This is a genomic window from Acetivibrio saccincola (genome assembly GCF_002844395.1).
Lineage (GTDB): Bacteria > Bacillota > Clostridia > Acetivibrionales > Acetivibrionaceae > Herbivorax > Herbivorax saccincola.
This window is the reverse complement of sequence record NZ_CP025197.1, coordinates 1,347,443-1,370,981: the sequence shown is the minus strand read 5'-3', so window position 1 is coordinate 1,370,981 and position 23,539 is coordinate 1,347,443. Positions and strand designations below refer to the sequence as shown.

Annotated in this window: 17 protein-coding genes and 1 pseudogene; 4 read left to right on the top strand and 14 right to left on the bottom strand. The window is 34.5% G+C overall.

The window, feature by feature from the left end; genetic code table 11:
- Positions 1 to 26 precede the first annotated feature (26 nt).
- The 5 genes and pseudogenes from HVS_RS06100 to HVS_RS17530 all read right to left on the bottom strand — a co-directional run bounded on the left by HVS_RS06100 (position 27) and on the right by HVS_RS17530 (position 7,690).
- Positions 27 to 1,700, bottom strand: a complete 1,674-nt coding sequence (locus HVS_RS06100) for a peptide ABC transporter substrate-binding protein (protein WP_101300224.1) — start codon at positions 1,698 to 1,700, stop codon at positions 27 to 29.
- Between the two features lie 162 nt (positions 1,701 to 1,862).
- Entirely contained in the window at positions 1,863 to 2,699 is an 837-nt protein-coding gene (gene pgeF, locus HVS_RS06095; RefSeq protein ID WP_101300222.1) for a peptidoglycan editing factor PgeF, read from the bottom strand.
- 284 nt (positions 2,700 to 2,983) lie between these two features.
- Positions 2,984 to 5,662 (bottom strand): stalk domain-containing protein, encoded by a 2,679-nt coding sequence (locus HVS_RS06090; protein WP_101300220.1) that lies wholly within the window; start codon positions 5,660 to 5,662, stop codon positions 2,984 to 2,986.
- Positions 5,663 to 6,248: 586 nt separating this feature from the next.
- Positions 6,249 to 7,034, bottom strand: a complete 786-nt coding sequence (locus tag HVS_RS17535) for a UPF0236 family transposase-like protein (RefSeq protein WP_278278682.1) — start codon at positions 7,032 to 7,034, stop codon at positions 6,249 to 6,251.
- Positions 7,021 to 7,690: pseudogene (locus HVS_RS17530) on the bottom strand (UPF0236 family transposase-like protein). The gene HVS_RS17535 and the pseudogene HVS_RS17530 overlap by 14 nt, the downstream one beginning before the upstream one ends.
- Positions 7,691 to 8,170: 480 nt before the next feature.
- Between HVS_RS17530 and HVS_RS06080 the strand changes: the two are divergent.
- On the top strand, positions 8,171 to 8,386 hold the full coding sequence (locus tag HVS_RS06080) for a hypothetical protein (protein ID WP_159063406.1): 216 nt from the start codon (positions 8,171 to 8,173) through the stop codon (positions 8,384 to 8,386).
- Between the two features lie 84 nt (positions 8,387 to 8,470).
- Positions 8,471 to 8,662, top strand: coding sequence for a hypothetical protein (locus HVS_RS16495; protein WP_207654783.1), 192 nt, complete (start codon positions 8,471 to 8,473; stop codon positions 8,660 to 8,662).
- Between the two features lie 173 nt (positions 8,663 to 8,835).
- Here the strand turns inward: HVS_RS16495 and folE are convergent, their stop codons facing one another.
- Both folE and HVS_RS06070 read right to left on the bottom strand, forming a co-directional pair.
- Complete coding sequence (gene folE, locus HVS_RS06075) at positions 8,836 to 9,399, bottom strand: GTP cyclohydrolase I FolE (protein ID WP_101300214.1); 564 nt, start codon at positions 9,397 to 9,399, stop codon at positions 8,836 to 8,838.
- A 330-nt stretch (positions 9,400 to 9,729) separates the two neighbouring features.
- Entirely contained in the window at positions 9,730 to 10,029 is a 300-nt protein-coding gene (locus HVS_RS06070; RefSeq protein ID WP_242971598.1) for a hypothetical protein, read from the bottom strand.
- Positions 10,030 to 10,357: 328 nt separating this feature from the next.
- Between HVS_RS06070 and lexA the strand changes: the two genes are divergently transcribed.
- Complete coding sequence (lexA, locus tag HVS_RS06065) at positions 10,358 to 11,002, top strand: transcriptional repressor LexA (RefSeq protein WP_101300211.1); 645 nt, start codon at positions 10,358 to 10,360, stop codon at positions 11,000 to 11,002.
- A 223-nt stretch (positions 11,003 to 11,225) separates the two neighbouring features.
- Here lexA and HVS_RS06060 read toward each other — a convergent pair whose 3' ends face one another.
- Complete coding sequence (locus HVS_RS06060) at positions 11,226 to 12,281, bottom strand: 3-isopropylmalate dehydrogenase (RefSeq protein ID WP_101300209.1); 1,056 nt, start codon at positions 12,279 to 12,281, stop codon at positions 11,226 to 11,228.
- Positions 12,282 to 12,734: 453 nt separating this feature from the next.
- Between HVS_RS06060 and HVS_RS06055 the strand changes: the two genes are divergently transcribed.
- Positions 12,735 to 13,634 carry an anti-sigma factor domain-containing protein gene (locus HVS_RS06055; RefSeq protein WP_101300207.1) on the top strand — a complete coding sequence of 300 codons (900 nt, stop codon included), beginning with the start codon at positions 12,735 to 12,737 and terminating at the stop codon, positions 13,632 to 13,634.
- A gap of 50 nt (positions 13,635 to 13,684) precedes the next feature.
- Here the strand turns inward: HVS_RS06055 and HVS_RS06050 are convergent, their stop codons facing one another.
- The 6 genes from HVS_RS06050 to HVS_RS06030 form a co-directional block, all read right to left on the bottom strand.
- Positions 13,685 to 14,539, bottom strand: a complete 855-nt coding sequence (locus tag HVS_RS06050; RefSeq protein ID WP_101300205.1) for a hypothetical protein — start codon at positions 14,537 to 14,539, stop codon at positions 13,685 to 13,687.
- 136 nt (positions 14,540 to 14,675) lie between these two features.
- Positions 14,676 to 17,174 carry an RHS repeat-associated core domain-containing protein gene (locus HVS_RS06045; protein WP_101300203.1) on the bottom strand — a complete coding sequence of 833 codons (2,499 nt, stop codon included), beginning with the start codon at positions 17,172 to 17,174 and terminating at the stop codon, positions 14,676 to 14,678.
- Positions 17,060 to 19,033, bottom strand: a complete 1,974-nt coding sequence (locus HVS_RS06040; RefSeq protein ID WP_101300201.1) for a DUF6531 domain-containing protein — start codon at positions 19,031 to 19,033, stop codon at positions 17,060 to 17,062. Before HVS_RS06040 ends, HVS_RS06045 begins: the two co-directional genes overlap by 115 nt.
- Before the next feature lie 80 nt (positions 19,034 to 19,113).
- Positions 19,114 to 20,679, bottom strand: a complete 1,566-nt coding sequence (locus HVS_RS06035) for an S-layer homology domain-containing protein (RefSeq protein WP_101300199.1) — start codon at positions 20,677 to 20,679, stop codon at positions 19,114 to 19,116.
- Between the two features lie 76 nt (positions 20,680 to 20,755).
- Complete coding sequence (locus HVS_RS17525; RefSeq protein WP_268876570.1) at positions 20,756 to 20,890, bottom strand: hypothetical protein; 135 nt, start codon at positions 20,888 to 20,890, stop codon at positions 20,756 to 20,758.
- 184 nt (positions 20,891 to 21,074) lie between these two features.
- The gene (locus tag HVS_RS06030) at positions 21,075 to 23,489 is read right to left on the bottom strand and encodes an S-layer homology domain-containing protein (RefSeq protein ID WP_101300197.1); all 2,415 of its coding nucleotides are present in this window, start codon (positions 23,487 to 23,489) and stop codon (positions 21,075 to 21,077) included.
- Positions 23,490 to 23,539: the final 50 nt, after the last annotated feature.

The window sequence follows — 23,539 nt, the reverse complement described above, 5'->3', positions numbered from 1 at the left end:
ACAATAACTTTACGCTAACTTTAAAACTATTCCACATCAGGTATATACCATTTTGCAAAATTATCATACTTGCTCCATATACAAGGGTTAAACTCTCCCCTGATTCTTTTGTTGTATATAGCCGCATCGTAAAAGAAATATAATCCGAGATACGGCATATCCTCGTATATTGCTTCTTTCATGTTAATAAAATATGCTTTCTTCATTGATGAGTCTGTTTCCCGTAAAATCATAGACAAATAACTATCTACAATCTCATTTTCGTAGCCGGCAATATTAATACCCGTTCCGATTTCAGCCGATGAGTACAAAAAGGATATGTCCGGTATTGACGGCACATTACATCCAACAAAAGCCATATCAAACTTACCGGATTTTACTTTATTTAGCTCATCTTCCCATGTTACCTCTTTGATATTCAGAGCAATTCCCACTTCCTGAAGCTGGCCTTGTATTTCCTTTGCCACCTCGAGTCTACGTTCGTTATCGGTATTCACCAATAACTCCAGAGTAAGAGAAGTATTAACACCGTTTATCCTCTTGTATAAAACACCGTTTCTCTCCGTCCACCCACTGTCATTAAGTATTTGCTTTGCTTTTTCAACATCCCTTTCATAGGAAACAATGTTTGTATCATACAACCATGTATCCGGAATTACAGGCAAGTCCGACACCACTGCCTCACCGGGCATAACATCATTTACAAGCTTGCTCCGGTCAACAGCATAGGCTATCGCTTTTCTTACTTCTTTTTCCTTGAGAATTTTGTTGGACAGGTTAAAGGCAATAAATTCAAACCTGTTGCTCACATATTTCTTAAGAGTTATATCCGATCTTCCGCTGTAACCGATCCAATTCTTTGTATCGGCTATGATCATGTCAACTTCCCTGGACTGAAAGGCATTGGTTACAGAACTGTCCTTTCCGTATATTTTTATATTAATCTCCGTGATATACGGCAAGGTAAGCCCGCTCTCATCTGTATCGGAATTTTTCCACCAGCTCTCATTGTCCTCAAGTCTTATAAACTCGTTCTCTCTATACTCTACAAATTTATACGGCCCTGTCCCGATAGGTCTGTCATTTTTTGGCGTATTCATAATGTCTTCCCCCAAGTAATAATGTTTTGGAATTATGGGAAAAGTCATAAGCTCGGGAGTAAAGGAATTGGGACCGTCCATTTCAACCCTGAAGGTTTTTGAGTCAACAGCCGAAAAGCTTACAACATTTTTAAAGCTGGAGGCATAGGGGCTTTTGGAACCGGCATTCACTATGGTACTTGCCGTAAATTCCACATCCTCCGCCGATAAACGAATGTTATCATGCCAGTAAACATTGTCCCTTAAATAAAAAGTCCACACCTTTCCGCCTTCAGACGGCTCCCATCTCTCTGCCAACACCGGTACGGGTTTTTGCTTATCATTGAGCTTAACAAGACTTTCATATATAAAGCAAGAATAATCCTTGACAAAGGCATTAGCCGTCAATATCGGATTCAGAGTATCGGGAGCGGTGGAAAACAGGTTCAATACACCGCTTTTTACAGGCCCGGTATCCAATATATCATCTATATCATTATTTAAAAAACTGTAATCGTTACCTGAATTTTCACCCAAAAGACTGTTTAAATCCACATTGCAGCCTGTTATTAGCACATTTATGAATATAAATACAACAAGCAATAACGTCCTCTTTTTCAAAACGTATCTCTCCCTGATTTATATTTTTATCAATACACCGGTACTGATAAAACTTTTTCCTTTGTATAATATCAACTGCCAGTAATGATCCCTCATTTTCAATCATTGTCAAACTTTTCTTTTTTCAATAATCGATAAACTTGTCTTTTTTCAATCATATAATCAATTAATCATCATAATACCCGCAAGAGTCCCGGTTTTGCCATTGTCGCCCCGGTGTGAAAAAAACATGTCTTTGTTGCATTTGGTACATATACCGCTTAAAACAATATTATCATCCGCAAGCCCTTCATTTAAAAGACTGTTTTTAATTACCGCAGGAAGATCAAAATACCATTTCCCGTCTTTTTTTTCACAGTATTTCGTGCTCCACTCAATGTTTGCTTCAAATTCCCTATATACCTCATCCCCCACCTCAAAACAGCACCTGCCGATTGAGGGACCTATCGCTGCCAAGATATCCTTCGGTTCGCAAAAAAAAGCATCTTTCATTTTCCTTACAGCCTCTTTTGCTATTTCCTTCACCGTACCGCGCCAGCCGGAATGAGCAATTGAAATTACGGTTTTTACCGGATCAAACAGAAAAACAGGTACACAGTCGGCATAAAAGGTAACCAGTGCCACTTTTCTTCTGTTTGTAGCAAGTCCGTCAAATCCAATTATATCGCTCTGCCTTATAATGCCCTTGCCTCTGTCCTCCTCGGTTACCACCCGAATTTTGCTATCATGCACCTGATTTGAAAGAACCATGTTCTCAATTTCAATTTCCAGCGCCTTAGCCACCCTTCTGTAGTTTTCTTCCACATTTTCTCTTTCATCCTTTTTATTAAAGGCCATGTTCAACGACTCATAGGGTTTTTGGCTTACCCCTCCGTGCCTGGTGGTAAAACAGTGGGTAATAACATCCTTATATTTTAACAAGTTATTAAACTGGATCAATTCTATGCCGTTAATTGATACATGGGTTACATCTTTGCTTTTATCAAATCTGTTATCCAATGCCGTAATCCTCCGTTCGCAAAATCATGCTTTGTAAAGCGCAGTGTTAAAACTATTTCCGGATATTATTTTGTTTATTATATATGAATAATATCATACATTATTACTCTTCACAACAGTCATATAACAGCAATTAAATCAAATGTATTTATATATTTATTATACATTCTTTTCGTATAGAAGCCACAAATGAAAAAAAGGCCTTAAAAACCGAGAAACAATATGTTCCAAGGTTTTTAAAGCCTATTCTAGCCAAGCAATTTAAAAGTACTGCTTACTCATCATTATTCCTCTTTCTTTCCATACAATACCGATGCAAACATCGATAAGCTGGCAGGTTTATTATACTCCATATATACCTCGCTGAAACAATCCATTATTTCATCCTGAGTCGGAGCCCAGTTTAATATTTTAATGCTGTATTGTTCATCAGGGTCACTGAAGGAGTCAATAAGCTTTTCCTTTAATTCTTCAGGACTGCTGGCATATAAATCATTGACATAATAATAATCATACTCATATGAATCTGCAACATAATTTACCAGATGGCTGTCAATTTCAAACTCGCTGTTCAATGCGTATTCCAGTGCTATTGAATTATCTGTAGCATTAAACACCGGATAATCTATTCCTATGTCATTATTGGTCACGTCAACATGGGCCCATTTCTCACCTATCTTTACCATATTCCATGCATGAGGAACGGTCTGAAGATCTCCGGTAGCAACAACACAAGGAACACCGGCTTCATCACACAGCAGCTTGAAGGCTTCCGCATAGCTCTGACATACTCCCAGACCGTTAATCAGTATTCCGTATGCATTAAAGGAATCGGGATAAATCTCAGCTATTTCATTAAGGGATTTTCCTTCAAAGTATGCGTCCAATATTTCATGATGGTATTCTCCGTTATCAACCAACCAATCGTGCAAAGCCAACTCCTTTTCATATAACGACATGCCGGGCTTAATAACCTGTTCCACAACACTTTTAACCTTTTCCTTTATTTCTTTCTGTTTTTTCTCAACCACTTCCGCAGTGGATTTATACTCAACCAATACGGATTTTGTCCTATAATCATATCCAAAACGGCTCTCATCGAGAATTAACGGGTTTTGTACTATAACCTTTAAAATAACATCCTCAAGATATGTGGAATCCTCAGCCTCCGGGTAATTTCCCACATATATTGATTTTTTTCTCTCCATCAAACCTTCAACCAAAACCTGCTCAAAGGGCTTCCGGTTTTCTGTAGTTGTTTCGGCTACTTCAACGACATTATCATTGCTTTGAATGCCAGAGCTAATCTCATCGGCGTCGGGAACGGATTTAATATCTATAATATCCTTCAAATCCTCCGCTCCGCCTATAATTGTATTTTCAGAGGATTTTGAATCATCCAAAAACATTGCTATTTCGTCAGAGGTCGGAGGACCATCATAAAAAGTAGCCTTCAGTTTGAAGTTAGTTCCTAAAACCTTACCTTCATAGGTTGGGAAATATTCGTCGCTATCCTTTGAAAAATCCCATACTACTTTATGGTTTGAAGTTTTATAACTTCCAAATCTTCCGGGAACATCGCTGGAAATATACTCAAGATAATCGACACTCACGGATTTGGGAAGTGAAAAGATATTCTCATAATCAAAATCCTCTCCGACATAGTAATAACTGGAGGCTGTCAATTTACTCGGTGCTATTGAAATATAGTCCTCTCCTTCTATTATATTGCTAAGTCTGGATTCCTTCCCGCCAACTACTGACGTAACTGCATAGCTATATACATCCGACAAATAAGAGTTCATAACAACATCAGCATATTCTTCCGCAGTCATTGACATACTGTTCTCTGTTGTTTCTTTTAAAAGCTCCATCTCATATCTGCTGCCTCTGTAAATCTTATATTTTTGCGCACCCTCTATTTTATTCCAAGTAAGAATTATATTCCCGTTATTGTCCTTTTTAACCTTCACAGTAGGTATCGGAATGTCGGAACCCACTGTAAACATTAGTCTCATTGGTTTGCTCAACTTAGTTACTTCCGTAGCATTTAAGTCATGATAAATAACTATGTAATATTTTTGCAATCCACCCCATGACAGGCCTTTGACATCAACACCTTTTCTTGGGTACATTCCCCATGAAGAGTCATCAGGCTTTATTGTAATAATGTTTGATTCTTCATCGTAATCAACTCTTGCTATCAACTCCGTAGTACAATCCCTATCGGAAAACACCTTAAACATATTTTTAATGCCAAAAGACGCAAAAGGAGCATCTGAAAGCTTTAACTTAAATTTAAATACCTGATCCTCGGATACATTATAAATGGGCTCAAGATCCTGAAAATAAGAAATATTTTCTTCATAGGTACTACCATCATGTATATATTCCCCGTCCTTTTTCGGACCTTTGCCGGTGCTGGTCATGGTTATTGTGCTTGTATTTCCGTCCCATTGCACATCCACTCCCACCGCATCACACAATGCCCTAAGAGGTAAATATGTTCTGTTGTTAACCAAAATGGGATAAACCAATGTACCGTCTGCTTCTCTCGGATTGAATGGGTTCCCATACAAAACCATTTTTAAATCAGTATCTTTATATGCCTTACCGGTTCGAAGACTTCTGTCTTTTGAACCTTTCGGAGTTACCTTTTGAGGTGGTACCCACTCACCTCCTCCGATGGAAACCGTTTTGGTGGAAGCATCCCAGTCAACGAATAATTTCAGAGCATCGCACAATGCCCTTACCGGAAGATATGTACGGCCATTGTAAATTACAGGTATAAGATACGAACCGTCTGTTTCTAAAGGAATAAACTCTTCCCCATCCAAAATCATTGTTATTGCTCCGTTAAAGTGTACGGTTATTTCTTCCTGTCTGGCATAGACCACCGGGTTAATAAAACTTAAAACCAGAGCTATAACCAATACAACAGCTAATAAATTTTTTCTTTTCACTGCGCTCACTCCTTAAGTTTTTATAATATAAACAAAATATCACTAATTCCAAGCAATGTCAATTATCTATTTAACATCGATAGCGTCAATTTATTGTAGGAAAAAGAAAAGTAGATGGCATCCCATTTTTTATTTGTGCAACTATTTCAAATAACGGTCTCTTAGTAACGAAAGTGTTTTACATCATTTTGAGCCTTATTTTCTTTTATAATTCCTCTAACTTATTGTCTATTATACCATATAACTCTTTCTTTCTATAAAGAATTCATTTTACTCAATACTTGTGACAAATTAGTACGTTTTGTTATCTATGTTCCTTCACATTTTAACGCTACTTTTAAAAGAAAAAAGTATTTCTATTGTACCATTTTCCATTTTGTCAAGGCTAAAACAAGCGGGCAAAGCCCGGCCTTGACAAGTAGTAGGGCTCCGCGGGTCATGGTACTAAAGTTTTGCTTTTTTCTTTTCTTTTTCTTTTTTTATGTTTTTTCTTTTTCTTTGTCTTTTTTCCAGATATGTATAATTCCTATTGGATAGGCTTACTTGTAAACTTTCCCGTAATTTTTGCTTTATTATTACCTCATCCCTATCCGCATATACCTATAATACGCCTTAATTCTTTATATAAACCAGTTTTACACCCCTTATGAATAACAGTTAAATTACTATTCCATACACTCTCATACCTGTTTGATGACTTCTTTAATTCCTTAATTAATTTTTCCTGAATTTCTTGCCTACTAGATGCTAACTTTTTTTGTTTTTGTGCCATAACTATGTCATATACCTTACCGCCATTCTTCTTGTATATTATTAGCTTTGACATCTTTTCTACACCTTTTCTCGACCAGCCTTTAGGTCTTGAACTTAAACGGGATGAAAATACATGACTCACATGACCTTCAGCACTACAACCCACTATTCCTCTGTTTGACCTTATTTCTATACCATCCCAATTATTTAAAATATATCGCTTTGCATTTTTTATAGCCTTTATTTTATTTTCATTATCGCCTGTCTTTTCAATTATCTTTTTAAAAACCTTTGTTAGCATTTTTTTATCAGATAAATTCAAAGCCTCCTGTAAATCTTGGCTTATTGCTTCATCATTTAAATGTGTGGTCGCAACTCTTACGTATTTTTGAAGATGGTATCTATCAAGTACAAATTTACTTTTTGAAAGACAGTTAACTCCTTGCCTTATCCATGACGCCCCATCTCCTGATATATACACCGTCTCTAAAAAATCAACGTCATATTGTTTATATATGTATTCCGATACTTCAAGCCACAAATCTTCTGAATTCTTATACACTCCCCCAAAATATCGAACATTCTTTAATACTTTTCTCTTCTTATTACTTTTTTTCAAAGTCAATTCCCTCATGCACATATACAAGTTTTGGCATAATTGTATTTCTCTTGCCCTTCTCATTCTGTCTCAATATACTTTTTTGTTGTAATGCTACATGGTCCTCATCGGCCTCAACATACAATATTTTTACTTCTCTCTTTTTTATCTACTTTTATTTCAGGCTCAACTATTTCAATATTATGTATTTTATTCATCACTGCTTGTTTGCTGATTTCATCAATATATGTCGCCTTTTCTCCTGCCTTTCTGTAGCTGCTGTCAGCTGCTTCATCTATTGCATTAATTACAACATCGGCACTTACTCTGTCATGTGGTTCTACACCTACAATCCTGTCGACTAGGTGTTGTCTATTACCATTTTCCTTATGCTTAAAATATGTCCTGTTATAACTTAGTGTTCCAAATGTCGTTAAAATAGCTGTTTTATCTTTTCTTATAATTTCCCAATACTGTTTCCTTATTTCACAGTTACGGAAATATTCATCCATATCTTCAAGCACTTCTTTAAGTATATCGCGTCCAAGTTTAAATAAATCTTCTTTTAGACCAAGAACAAGATCAGCTAAGTCTTTTCCTTCTTCAATAAAATTTTTTATCTTTTTTTCAATTCTTTTTACCCCAAATTCATTAAAATGTTGTATACTATTATACATAGAAGATGTCATCCTTTCTATTTATTATTTTTGCTTAATTAATATCTTAACAGGATGTCATCTTCTTTTCAATTATATATGGTATTTTATGTCTCATTCCCTACAATAACTTTACGCTAACTGTCCCTTCCTGAAAAGTACTTAAAAAACAAAGCGCCTAAAGCCGCATCTCCCTTCAGTCGAAATTTATTAGAATTTATTATATAATCTAAAATAAGATAAAACAGGAAATAATAACAAGCATTAAATCTAAACCTAAATATACAATTAAACAAATTTTCACTGAGCATTGGCAATTTTTTTAACACCTATGCTTATTTGACCATTGGTAATCAGTTGTTATATGTAAAGCAGTTATTATAAATGTAGATAGAATTTTAGCAAGTAATGCTTTCAATTTTTTGATAAAAAAAAGAGTATTTGAATGTATATATCGTAAATAGCAAGTCAGAAGATTTGTTAGATGAATAAACGGAAAGGATGATTACTGTGACCGATAACGGCAACAGCATCGTACAACTGGATTCGGTAACAAAAGAGAAACTTGCCAGACTGCTATACATGAGTCATATGAAAGAGCCTTTAGACTCCTTTAAAATAGACAGCTTGATGAATGAATACGCTTATTTATGTCATGACGACGGTACATGGACAACACATATTTACGCGATATATCCCAATATAAGAATGTTTTGAATTATAAAGTGTCACAAGCATTAAAAAAATCAGGAAAAGAAAACATGGACAAAAGAAAACATGGACGGAACTATCATTAACGAATTGTTTGAAATTTGTACGGAGGGACTCTTAATAGATTTACAGGAAACAAAAACCCATGAAATCGGTTTATATATACTAAATAACATCAGCACATTGGATGATTTGGAAAATGCCGTTACTGCTTCGAGAAAACGCAAGTGTGACAAAAAGCTAAAATATGATTTAAAATGCAACATATGGAAATTGTTCTAACGACACTCCCTTGTTGTCTGCTTTGGATTGATGTAAAATCTCCTTGCTTATTTGTAAAAAGCCCTCTTAAAGGCGTTTAACCCTTTTTAAAAGATTAATTTATCACTTTAATATTTTTACTATAAAAATTTATATCAAAAACTTATGTCAGAAAAAATAAATTAAAGGAGAAATTACAGGCCGTTTATAAGTGACATTACCTCTGACCTGGTTCTGGCATCGGTTTTTATTATGCCCCTTAAGGCTGAAGTCACGGTTTTAGACCCCGGTTTCTTTACACCCCTCATTGTCATACACAAATGTTCCGCTTCAACAACTACAGCAACCCCCAATGGGTTTATGCTGTTCATAATTATATCTGCAACTTCGCTGGTCAAACGCTCCTGAAGCTGTGGTTTTTTGGCAATAATATCTACAATCCTGGCAAGTTTGCTAAGGCCTAATATCTTGCCCTTTCTGGGTATATAAACCACGTGGGCAACACCTACAAAGGGAAGCAGGTGGTGTTCACATACCGAATACATAGGAATGTCTTTTACAAGAATCATTTCTTCATGAGTGTTTTCCTGAAACACTTTAATGCAATCCTTAGGGTCGGTATAAAGCCCTGCAAAAATCTCTTCATACATTCTTGCCACCCTGTCAGGTGTTTCCACCAGTCCTTCTCTATCAGGATCTTCTCCAATAGCTATAAGTATCTCTCTGACAGCTGCCTTTACACGTTCTTTATCAATCATCTTCACTACCTCTTTTCTGAAAATAAAATTACTTTTTATACAAATTAATTTTATACAAATTAATTTTATACAAATTAAAATTGTTTAAATTATTTTTTTAATATTATTTTTATATAAATAAAATTGCTTTTAAAATTGCTTTTTATACACAATTGGCATGTTAAAATAAATTAAACTTCACATACAAATCATTATACTGTATGCATGGGAAAATGACAATAAATTCTGAAATGAAGGCTATACGTAACCACGGTGTATATAATATCCAAATATACATAATAAGGTAACTAAAAAACCAAGTGATATCGGATGGTATTGTTGAATTTTATGTTAACTAATCAGATTCATTATATAATCTGCAATTATCTCACTAAATATTAAACCTATAGCCATAAAAATCATATTTACAATTATAACGGTAAGTCCTGCTTTACTGCCATTTTTTGTTGCTAATATGCCCATAATAACACCTACAAATCCAAAAATAAAAGAATATCCCAGTAGGGAAACCAGGGCAAAAACCAACCCGCCTACAACCAGGACAATGGTACTAAATGTAGCTGTTTTCTGGCTATTAATGTTCTCCATATCTATCACCCTGTTTAAGTATTTCCTGCTTTTGATATCCATATTCATTTTTTTTGTAAAATCTTTTCACTAAACACTGTACAAAATATAATAAATGGGTTATAATATTATTAGTAACTTATTTTTATTTGCATTTATCTCCAATTTATTTTTTGCAATAGATTCAGCAATACAAATAACATCTGTTCTTGCATATTCCAAGCATTTTATACTGCTTCATTTTGTTTACATAATTGCCAATAATTAAATTTGAAAACATGCTTACTTTTTGCTAAACTTATACCTAACATGTTGCTTATTATGTAAACTCATTTGAACTTTTATTTAAACTTACAAAGGTATTTTATAAAACTAAATTAATAAATAAAGGATGGTTAAAGTGTCTGTGGATTTTAATTTCTTAACTTCAAAACAAAAAAAGGTCTATACTGCAATCGAATCATTCATCAAGGAAAATGGAATGCCTCCTACCGTAAGGGAAATAGGCGAATTAATTGGTGAGAAAACACCTGGAGCTGTACAAGGTATACTAAACAGGCTTGAAGAAAAAGGTGTTATAAGGAGGCAGCCAAGAGTAGCAAGATCTATCCAGCTTGTACAAGAAAACTCAAACTATGCCGACCACGTATATCTGCCGCTAATCAAAAAAATAAGCCAACGTAATGTAGACGACCTGCTCAATATGTACAACATCGTCAAGTACTATCCTGTACCGGCTCATTTGTTTGAAAATGCCGAAAATCATTTTATAATCCAATGTCCTGACAACAGTCTTTTGGACAGTGGCATCTCCTATGAAGACACTTTAGTAATTGACATGAAACCAGACCTTAAAGACGGGGATATAGTACTACTTATGTATGAAAACCTTACTATCCTAAGGTATTATAGCCCTCACGAAGACTCAGACAAAGTTGTTTTAAAAGCTGACAGCGATTTAATTGGAAAGGAAGTATTTAGTAGAGATGAAATAAAAATAATAGGTAAAATGGTTGCTAAATTCACCAAATACTAATTGAAGTACCTGATTATTTTTATTAATTCATCTGTATTAGTATTAAAAATAACAGGGTTAAGCTAATTATTTAAAAGCTTAACCCTTGTTGTTTTTTTATTATTTATTGCTTATTTTTGCTGTTTATATTATTTGACTTTCATTGTTTCTTTGTATTTATTTTTGTGGGCATATTTGGTTTTTACAAACTTTTTATATGTATGCCTTTTTAGACATGCATTTTTTACAGGTAACTTACAATAAGGTCGCCCACTTCATCAGTTCCATAACCCATTTTGCCTGCGCCTAAGTCTTTAATATCATTTTTAACAGCCTTCTTAATGGCATTTTCTATATCTTCTGCTGCCTTAACTTCTCCTAGCTGTTCCAGCATCATTTGTCCTGCTGCTATTGCTGCAAGTGGGTTTATAACATTTTTACCTGTATATTTTGGCGCTGAACCTCCTATAGGCTCATACATTGATACTCCCTCAGGATTTATGTTACCGCCGGCAGCTATTCCCATTCCTCCCTGGATAACTGCTCCAAGGTCAGTTATAATATCCCCAAACATATTGTCTGTCACAATAACGTCAAAGAATTCAGGATTTTTAACCATCCACATACATGTAGCATCAACATGGCAGTAATCTGTCTCTATATCAGGATATTCTTTTGCCACTTCATAAAATACTCTTTCCCATAAATCAAATGCAAATGTTAAAACATTGGTTTTTCCGCATAGCGTTACTTTTTTACCTTTATTTCTCTTTCTTGCATACTCAAATGCAAACCTTATACATCTTTCAACACCTTTACGGGTGTTTATTGATTCCTGGATTGCAATTTCATCAGGAGTACCCTTCTTTAAAAAGCCTCCTCCTCCTGCATACAGACCTTCTGTATTTTCCCTTACAACAACAAAGTCAATATCCTCAGGTCCTTTGTCTTTTAAAGGAGTGTCCACTCCTTCATAAAGGATAACAGGTCTTAAATTGATGTACTGGTCAAGCTCAAAACGCAGCCTTAACAGTATACCTTTTTCCAAAATACCAGGGGCTACATCAGGATGTCCTATTGCACCAAGCAAAACAGCATCCCTTGATTTTATTTTTTCAATATCACTGTCAGTTAATACTTCCCCAGTTTTTAAATATCTGTCCCCACCTAAGTCGTAATACTCTAAATCCACTTGGAAATTATGCTTTTTGCTGACTGCTTCTAAAACTTTAACACTTTCCCGGACAACTTCAGGTCCTGTACCGTCACCAGGTATAACTCCGATATTGTACTTTTTCATATTCAAAATCCTCCTTTTGTAATTTCATATGATAAATGTCCATATGTTTCTGTACCGGTGTGTCATAAGTAATTTACATGTTGTAATTTTTGTATGTTAAAATGTCTGCTTGTAAATATACTCTCTCTAAATATTATAACACTAATTATATTTTGTCATTATAAATATTGATTTATAGATATTAATTATAATTCTTAAAACTAGTTTATTCTACCTGATATTTACCTTAATCATGCCGGCTTTTTAATGTTTTTTGATTTATTTTATAATTTTTCGCCAAATCCATTTTCTCCACAGCCCTTTCATGTTAAAATGATATTAATGGAATTTAGGAAAAGATGCAGCGATATGGAGGTAAGGCACCTTGTCTTTTAAAAAAATAAAGATACTTTTAATGAAAGTTCAATAATCTCAACTATAAATGAAATTAAATCTAGTAATGACAGCCTTTTGATGGATAACTTTATATCTGAATTTACCCCTTTTATTAAAAAAGAAGTAATAAAATTTACAAAAAAGCCTTTTGAAATAGAAAATACTTTTGAATTTAGTGTTGCTGTTTTAGCATTTAAAGAGGCCATTGATTACTATAGTAAAAACCAGCATTTAAGCTTTTTGGATTTTTCTTCTTTATTGATAAGAAAGCGTCTTTTAGACTATGTAAAATTCAGCAATGGAAAAAAAACATTTTCTATTTCCAATTTTGAAAAAAAGCATTTACATTTAATTGAACAACTGCATCTACCGGAACAAAACAAGTACCATAAAGAGTATACCATGTTATATGAAATAAGTATATTTAAAAAAATGCTTAAACCTTTTAAAATATCTGATGAAAATCTTCTCAAGTATTCACCAAGAAATGACATAATAAAACATAAATGTTTTAAAGTGGCGGAAGAAATTTTGAAAAATAATGATTTATTGGAGGATATTTTAACTAAGAAAATTTATCCCGTGTCAAAACTGCAAAAAATTACACAAGTCAAAAAAAGGGACATTAGGTATCATAAAGGGTTTATTGTTTCTGCCGTTTTAATTTTTTCCTCAAAATTAGATACTTTAAAAGGATATATTAATAATTTCTTAGATGAAAAATTTGAAAAAACCGGGGTACTTATAGCAATGAAAGAAAATTATGGTATTGTAGTTACTAAAGAGTTTCTCTTTTTATCAATACCAAAAAAGCCTTCCATGGCAATTGGTCAAACCTTGGAATTTAAATCTTTTTATCTCTCTATAATAAAAGGTGTATCTCATGATATAGTAATAAAAGTGTTGATTATTATTGCTATATTATCAATGAGCGCTGCTTTTTTGTTCAGTTTTTTGGCTCAGCTTTTTCTGGTCTAAAATAAATAATCATATTTTTGCAATTTATGTTGACATAACTAATAATTAACTTATTTGAAAATAATTCTTCGTATTTTTCTTTCTATTGCCATTATTTTTTCCATTCCTGTTGTAATGTCGTTTTCGTCATATTTAAAGAATTTAATTTTGTACCCGTCAACGTGGTATTGTTTTTTCAAATCTTCTTTTGAGAATAAATATATTGTATTTTGAAAGGGTTTTTTCCAACCGGAAATAATTTTTTTATATTCTTTTTTCTTGTTTGTTAATTGGTCAAATCTTTTATGTACATCTTCACTTGTGTTTTCCAGTAATTCTTTGATTATAAGCAAAATATCATCAGATGATAAATCTTCTGCCTTTTTTTCAATTGGTCTGATAACAAAAACATAACCAACAAAAGCAAAACCTACATATACAGTATGGTCATATATGAAAAACACTATATTCTTTATATATTCTCCTTGCTCATTTTCTATAGGTATATCAAAACCATTATATATACACGTAAAATTATCCAGCGGAATAGCTTCTATGAATAAAAAAGGCATCCTGCTATAGAAGAAAACCTTCGCATACCACTCATCAATAAAGTCTTTTTTTTCATAGGGTAAAAAAATATTAACTTTAAATCCTTTTATATAAAATTTTACATGTTTAATTAACATATCTAGAAAGTAATTTATAACATGTATATTATTGTAGTACTTTTCCATTAATAGTCCTTCCTTAACTTCCTTGTATTTTTTCTTATCCGGAATTTCATTCCTTATTTCTTCAATAGACCGGTCAATATACACGCCTCTGCCCAGCTCAACAGCTTTTAGCCGGCCTTGAAAAAAATCAACACAGATAAACTTAGTTTTAAAACAATAAGCAATCTTTTTAATAATATCTCTAAGCATTTTATTCCTCCAAAAGCCATATAACCTTTTATTTTTGTTATTAAGCAGAATTTTTTCAACTACAAATATCAGGTAAATTGCAATTTACCTGATATTTGTAGTTTATCTATATCTTTAATTTAATTATACATCCTGTCTAATCAAAACTCCACCCAAACCATTCTTCTACTGATTCTTTAAATCTTTCTATTAGAACTTCAGCAAAAGATCTGGATGTTACAACTGCTGTAACTCCTGCTGCAGAATCGTAAGGCGTCTTTGATGATCTTTCTTTTATAGTTTTTGTATAAACATTTTCTACATCAAAAACTCTGGTAGTATGCGCCTCATCAACAATAGTAAAAATTGCTCCGAAAAACACACCGGAAAAAGTTGCGTATACAATTCTATTTCCCATTTTTCCTACTTCTATAGTCTCACCGGTAATTGCCCATTCTAAAAAAGCATCATATGCATTGCCTCTTAACATTTCATCTGTCAGTGCAACAAGAAACGAACTGGCACCTCCTGAAATCATTCCCTGTATAATACGCCCTCCAAAACTTAAACCTTTACCATTAACAAATCCAACTCCTATAAAATGACTTGCCAATCCACCCACAGCACCTGTTATTACATCAATACTGTAATCTTTAATTAACTGTTTTGGAGTATAATATATGTCGTTAAATATTCCTTGGTAAAACACATTAATTGTTGTAAATATAGTGTTTAAACTAATGCTTACTGCTAATGATTTACCCAATAACGAACTAACTAAAGTAAAGTTACCCGAAGGGTCAATATTCATTACAGGATTTGCATGGGCATATAGGTACTTGTGCAAGCTGTATGGATCTTGTATAAATCCTTCAAACGGATCCATTGTTGTAAATCTTCCTATAGCCGGATTCATGTACCTTGCTCTTAAGTAGTAGAATCCTATGTTAGCATCATACTGTTCTCCTGTGTACAAAAACTCATTCTCTGTATCGCCTGTTTTTTCAATTAGATTTCCAAAAGCATCATATGTGTATGTATCAGTTACTTCTCCGTTGCTATTTGTCAGAGCCCTTGTACTTCCTAAACCATCAAAGTGATAGTAGCTTTTAACATCTCCTCTTTTTTGGCTTATAAGATCATCCCCATGAACATAACTAACTATAAGCTTGCCTTTTTCATTTCTTTCTTCTAAAACTTTCGCATAATCTGTATTTTTATCTACAGTATATCTGCTAAATTTTGCATCGTCAACTATTTTTCCAACTCTTATCCCGTCCACGTCATAAACATATTCAACAGTTGATGTACCGGTCTGGTTGGTTGTAACTACACTTACAAGCCTGTTATCATATCCATAGGTATATAATATTGTCTCTGTCTCATTTTTCTTTGAAAGAGTGTTTCCATTATTGTCATAAGTATAGACATTTTCACCTTCTGAAATAAGCCTGTTATTTTCATCATAAGTATAATTCACAGTGTTTCCGTCATCCGTCTTAGTCAGCCTGTTTCCTACAGCATCATAAGTATAGCTTATTTCACGTATAGTTCCATCAGGATTATTTATAGTTTCTTTTAACAGTTTATAAGTATTATCATACTCATATTCTATAACTCTTCCGGTATGTTCTTCAATTTTTATTCTGCTACCTGCAGGTCCTAATGTATATTTGTAAGATGAAATAATCTCCCCGTTGGCATCTTGGTTTACAAGCTCTACCAATCTGTTAAGTTCATCATAGGTATATAGCATCTTTGTTCCGTTAGGATAGGTAACACCAGTTCTGTTGCCCACTTCATCATATATGTATGTTGTCACTCCCCCGTCAGGATCCGTCACTGTAGAAAGCCTATTTAACTTATCATAAGTATAGGTTGTTGTCCCGGACGGAACTTTGACACCGGTTTTGTTTCCTGCTGCATCGTAAGTATATTCAATGCTTATTCCATCGGGACCGGTTTCTTTTATAAGTCTTCCCATAACATCATATTCAAATTTTGTAGTTCCCCTATTGTCTGTTACTGTTGCCCTTTGACCTAAAGGAGTATTTCCTTCTGCATTAATACTCTTTGTCCTTGCTCCCGTTTCATCATACTCATAATTTATTTCATTTCCTCTTGCATCAATTATTTTGGTTATATTTCCATTGCCGTCGTACTCGTAAAAAGTAGTATTTCCTAATGCATCCGTAACGGAAATATTGTTACCTGCTTTATCATATTCATAGGTTGTAACATTTCCAAGCGCATCAATTTCTTTGATTTTACGTCCATTGACATCGTATTCCGTCTCTGTAAAACTGCCGTCAGGATTAACCTTTTTAACCAATCTTCCAAGTTTGTCGTAAAAGTATTTGGTAACATTTCCGGCCCTGTCAGTGTAAGTTAGTCTGTTGCCCTCTTTATCGTAAGTAAATTTTTCTTCCGTTCCGTCAGGATAAATGGTTTTTTCTAAATTTCCATAAATATCATATATATATTCAGTACGCCTTCCCAAACTATCAGTTTCAGCAGACTTCTTACCAATAGGATTATATTCTATGGTTGTAGAATTCCCATATGCATCAATAATTTTTGTAAGGCGTCCTTTTTTGTCATACTCATATGTTGTGTTATTTCTTCTTCTCCTATCTTTATGGTTTCTGTCAGACATTTTCCTGCAGAATCATAAGTATAAACTGTTTCAGTTCCGTCTGCACTTATTTTTCGGATTACATTTCCATAGGAATCATAAGTATGGCTTGTGGTATTTCCTTTAGAGTCTGTCATTTTAGTCAAATTCCCTTTTGAATCATATTCAAAAAATGTTGTATTTCCTAAAGGATTCGTTACTTTTATCAAATTGCCTTTTGAATCGTATTCATTTATTTTGGTATTTCCCATTGGATCTGTTTCTGTAAGCACCTGACCTTTGGCATTATAAGTATATTCAGTCTTATTTCCCATTGCATCAGTGAAAGAAGTCACATTATTATTTTCATCATATGTATATGTAATAGTATTTCCAAGAGGCTCAGTTTCTGTCAGCATATTACCATTCTCATCATATGTGTAAGATGTGGTGTTTCCCATTGCATCAACTTTCTTTAATATATTCCCCTTTTCATCATATGAAAATACAGTTACATTACCCATTCTATCCGTTACTATTTCCTGCCTTGCACCTATGTCTCTGGAATATTCTATCCTGTTGCCCTCAGCGTCAATATGTGCAATAATTCTTCCATCGTCATCATATTCATTCCGTACTGCTTTAACTCCTCTTGGATCAATAATATCTATCAAACCATGGTTTGAATTATACGTAAATCTTGTAACATGGCCTTCCTGATCCGTTACTTTTACTAAATCTCCGTAATAATCATATTCATAATTTATACTGTTACCCATAGGTTCTGTTATTTTGGTTATCCTTCCTTCTCTGTCCCTTTCAAAAGTTACACTTTTGCCTCCTGAGTGTGTAATTCCGTCTTTTGTATATGTAATGGTGTTACCGTTAATATCTGTAACACTTTCCAGACCACTGTTCATATTTAATATTAAAACAGTACCCTCCCGTGTAGTAAGTTTATATCTTTGAGGGTTATAACACTCCATGTCAAAATTTCTTAATTCATTACCCACTACATAAGCAACTTTATCTTCATCTAAAGCCTCAAGTTTTGAAAATGTGCCTTTTTTTGCAACAAATGATACACTTACTTCTTGTATGGGAGCAAACGGCTGCATACTTGGTGAAACAGCTACTCTAAATTCATCAACTTTTCCGTCAGGATAAGTTACAGTTATATTATGGGGTTTTATCTCATACAAATTGTAAACCCTGCTGAATACTCCCCCACTTTCTTCATGTCTCCAGTTCTCCCCGGGTTTCATGTTTTGCTCAATACGTACATACTTATATTCTAATGACCAGCCAATACCAAAATCACCTTTGGATTTATTCCGGCTGTCATAATTTCTTGCAATTGATATAGGCAATCCTGCCATTGGAACTGTTAAGTCTTCAAAACTTATTGTAAAGTTTCCAACTTTCATTTCTCCCTCAACTATATACGAAACATTATAAACAGATACATAGCCGCCTGAATCATATACAGATAATCTAATGTCATATTGCCCGTTTCTCATCATTGTTGGATCAAAAATACCAAGTACATCATTCTTAACACTTTTTGTGCCTTCTGCAAACTTTATATACCGGTCTTTACCTGACTGGGAATATTCAAGAATGTATTTTACAAGGTTTTCATCGTAAGCGGTGCCTATAATTTCTACAGGCTCATGTATCTTTGTATACTCCAAAGGACTTTCTATAAAAGCTTCAGGAGGCACTTTATCTCCTTCTTCTTTTACAAATAATTCTTTACTTGCATATCCTTCATTTCCTGCAGCATCGTATGCTTTTGCCACAACCTCAAACATGCCTGCAGTATCAGCGACAAAAGTACCAATACCTGTTTCATCCAATTCAACAGGTTGATTATTAAATTCAGCACTAATGTGTTCCACACCTACATTATCTATGGCTGTAACCTTTATTGTTACTGTAGTTCCGGTATTTAAAACAGTTGCGTTTGTTGCAAGTTCAATTATTGTTTTTCATAATCCGGATCCGGAGTAGGTTCTGGTGTTGGCTCTGGTGTTGGTTCAGGCGTTGGTTCTTCTGTTGGTTCAACTATACTTATCTTAAATTCTTGAATATCATAAGCTCCTTTTGTATCTTCAACTTTAATACTGACATCGTATATCCCTCTGTTTAAAGAAGTAACAAACCATTTTACTTCCCCCGTTTCACTGTCAACGGTCATTCCTTCAGGACCATTTATTAAAGTGTACTTTAAATCATCACCGTCTTCATCATAGGCCTCAGCATTATATATATAAACTCCCTCTGACATCTCTTCAGTTGTAAAACCTTCATAAACAACCATTTCTTGCGAATAATTGTAAAATCCAAATTTTCCTGTAGTGTAGGTATCATCGTACAATGAAATATCATCCAACACAACATCATCATGTCTTATAATTATATTAAAATGCCCATTACCTGAAAACTTCAAAGTAAACTCATAGTCTTCAAAATCCTTATATGGAATGGTATTGCGATAAATTACTTTAACCCTTTCATTCCCCTCCGACATCCATAAATCTCCATCTAAAATAGGCGTGTCGGTATTAATTACTTTTACACTCATTCCTTGTTCACAGTTATTTCCTTTCCACATTTGGGTAGTCTGCTTCCAATCAAAGAGATAAAAATGTCCTTCATCCTGATAACCAAAAACAAAACCCATAAGGTCGTCATCCTTTGATGTATCAACTCTCCATTTACCGTTAACTATACATTTATCCACCTGAATATCACTTAATAGTACTGATGGGTTTGCATTTCTTGTCTGCATTGCTTTTGTCGGCTCAGAATGCACCCAATTTGGAATATCATCATTTGTATCACATAACTGAACCACAGTCCATTTAGTTAAATCTATTATTTCCCTGTTGCCCTCTACCATATTAAGAACAACTTCTTCAACAGGTGTACTTATAAATATAGGAGCATTATTAACAGGTGTTGGTTCCGGTGTTGGCGTTGACTTAGTTCCTCCCGTACTACCCCCTTTAGGAGTTGTTGGTGTCGGACTTGGTGTTGAAATCGGCGTAGATGTTGGCTTTGGCGTCACCGTTGGTCTTGGTGTTTCAGGCGGAGCTAAAGGTGGCGTCTTTTCAGGTATCTCAATGTATTTTAGAACAACATCTAACATTTGAACTGCTTCTGCTCTTGTTATTAAATTAAACGGCCTGAAAGTTCCATCAGGGTAACCTCTGGCTATTTCATGGGATGCAAGGTTTTTTATGCTCTGATATAAATACTTTGGAAATGTTTCCTCATCTTTGAATGTAAATTCAGGCGCACCCTCAAAAAAACCCACTTCAAAAAGCCTTGATACAAGTACTGCTGCATCCTGCCTTTGCATATTTTCCATTGGTCTGAAGGTTCCATCTTCATATCCGGCTATTAAACCTTCACTTGCTGCATAAGATACTGCATTATAAAACCAGTCATCTTTGTTTACATCTTTGAAATTATTTCCTTCTACCTCTTTTTCTTCTTTAAAAATGTTTACAACCATAGCTGTAAATTCTGCCCTAGTCACAAGTCTGTCCGGTCTGAATAATCCGTCATCATAGCCTACAACCCAGTTGTTTTCAACAAACTTTTCAATAGTTTTCCTACACCAATGGTCTTTGATGTCCGGAAAAGTCTCTTTTAAATTTTAGATCTGTCGCTTCCATGGAAAACAATGTCCCTGTTAATAAAAGACAAATGATAAGAGTGCAGGATATAATCCTTTTTGATGTGTTCATTAAAAAATAACCTCCCCTAGAAAAAAAGTTTTTTAGTTTTTTATGTTTTTTTTAGTTTTTATAATATATATTTGTTTGTTTTATGCAAACCTAAATTATAGCATAAAATATATAAAAATAAATAATTTTTTCTAAAAAAATAGTTGCACCTGTTTAAAGTGCAACTATTTTTCACACAATGTAATTATTCTTTTGGCTCTGGTGTTGGTTCCGGAGTTGGTTCTAGCTCTTCTGTCGGTTCCGATGTTGGTTCCGGTGTTGGCTCTGGCTCTTCTGTCGGTTCCGGTGTTGGTTCCGGTGTTGGCTCTGGCTCTTCTGTCGGTTCCGGTGTTGGTTCCGGTGTTGGCTCTGGCTCTTCTGTCGGTTCCGGTGTTGGTTCTGGTGTTGGTTCTGGCTCTTCTGTCGGTTCCGGTGTTGGTTCCGGTGCTGGCTCTGGCTCTGTTCCTGGTGCTGGTAATTTAAAACCTTTTGAACCTATTGTAAGATCTAATAACTCAGGACTGAAACCCTCACTTGATATTTCAAGCTCAACTAAAATCTTTATATATCTTCCGTCTTTAATATTAAATGTACTATAATTTGATACACTTAAAGGCTTAGAATAATTTTTCCCGTCATTGCTGGTTGATACCGTTACGCTTACTTTGTCATCGCTATATACTTTGTCATTCCAATAGATGCTTCCCCACTGAGTGTTTGATCTTTTACTGTCAAATACAACGCTCCATGTTCCATATGATACATATTCACTAACCGGAAGTGATAAATCGTCTATATCTATAACAATTGTATTGTTGTTTCTATCAATGTACTCAAGTGATGTATCTTTTAGAATGATTTTTTTGCCATGTTCAAGGTTTTCAAAATAGACTGACAGCAACATATCCTCTTCTTCTTGCATTTTTATCCTGTCATACTTCCATTCATATGTATAACTTCCATCTTCATTTTCAACTATATTTGCAGGTTCAGGCAACACTTCTAAATCTATTACATTATCTTTTAACACCGTCGTCTTCAAAACAACATTTCTTCCGGACGTATCAAATACCTGCTGTGCCATATACTCCATCATCTCACCCAATTCTTCTGATGAAGGGCTGAACCTGTATATTCCGCTTGTAATATTTGCAAGTTCTTTTAAAAGTGCTTCATTAGCCCCTGAACCAAGTCCTACTGAATGTATTATTATATTTTTTTCTTTAGCAATTTCTGCTTGTGCTACTGCAGGGTTTCTGCTTGCATTACCATCGGACAATAATATAATGGCCTTATCTCTTCCATCCGTACTTTCATTGTTAAAAGTCTCTATTGCTTTTGCCAAACCACTACCAATATTCGTTGACCCACCGGGACCGCTTAAATTGTCTATTACATTTAGTAGTACATCTAAATCACTTTCTAAGCTATTATTAAGGTATGCACTACCATCAAAAGTAACTATTGCAACTCTGTCTTCTTTTCTCACAAAATTAAGTATGTTGCGGCAAGCTTCTAAAGTAGCAGTCCACTTACTTCCTGACATACTGCTGGAACGGTCAAGTACAAGTATAAGATCAATAGGAGTCTTCTCTGGCATATCAGGTTTTCCATGTCCAAAAAGATTAAATGAAATTTCAACTTCATCTTTCCCCGGCATTAATACAGATTTGTTTACTTTTTGAGTAACTTCAATATGTATAGGTTCTCCATCTCTTCCATATGTCATTTGTGTAGTTCTGTATTCTCTTTTAATAGTTTCTATTTCCTGCTTTTTAAGTATCAGCCTATCCTCAATTTCAGTGCTTAGATTGTAAATCTCTCCTTCTTCAAAGTCCTCAGTTGTAGTATATGTACGAGACACTACCGGCAACAAAGTTGGCGTAGAGGTTCTTCTTGGTGTATCCCTTCTAACGCGTGGTGTTGGTGTTGGCGTTGGCTCTTCTGTTGGCTCCGGTGTTTCAGGTGGAGCTAAAGGTGGCGTCTCTTCCGGCAACTCAATATACTTAAGTACAACATTTAACATTTGAACTGCTTCTGCTCTCGTTATTAAATTAAAAGGTCTGAAAGTCCCATCAGGATAACCTTGCACTATTCCATGAGATACAAGATTTTTTATACTCTGACGTGAGTACTCAGGAAATGTATCTTCATCCTCAAATTTTACATCCTCTGCACCTTCAAAAAAATCTACTTCAAAAAGCTTTGATGCAAGCACAGCTGCATCTTGTCTTTGCATATTCGCCATTGGTTTAAAGGTTCCATCTTCATATCCTGATATTAAACCTTCACTTGCTGCATAAGATACTGCATTATAAAACCAGTCACTTTTACTTACATCTGTAAAACTGTTTTCTTCCACCTGTTTTTCTTCTTTAAAGATGTTCACAACCATAGCCGTAAATTCAGCCCTGGTTACAAGTCTGTCCGGTCTAAATAAGCCATCGTCATAACCAACAACCCAGTTGTTTTCTACAAACTTTTCAATGGTTTCTCTACACCAATGGTCTTTGATGTCTGGAAAAGTTTCTTCTTCTGTCATTCCCATGGAAGATAATGTTGCTGTCAATAAAATGCAGATAATGAGTGTGTAGGATATTAGTCCTTTTAATCCCTTCATAAATTAACCTCCCCTAAAAATACTGTTTTTTTAACATAAAGCTATGCTCT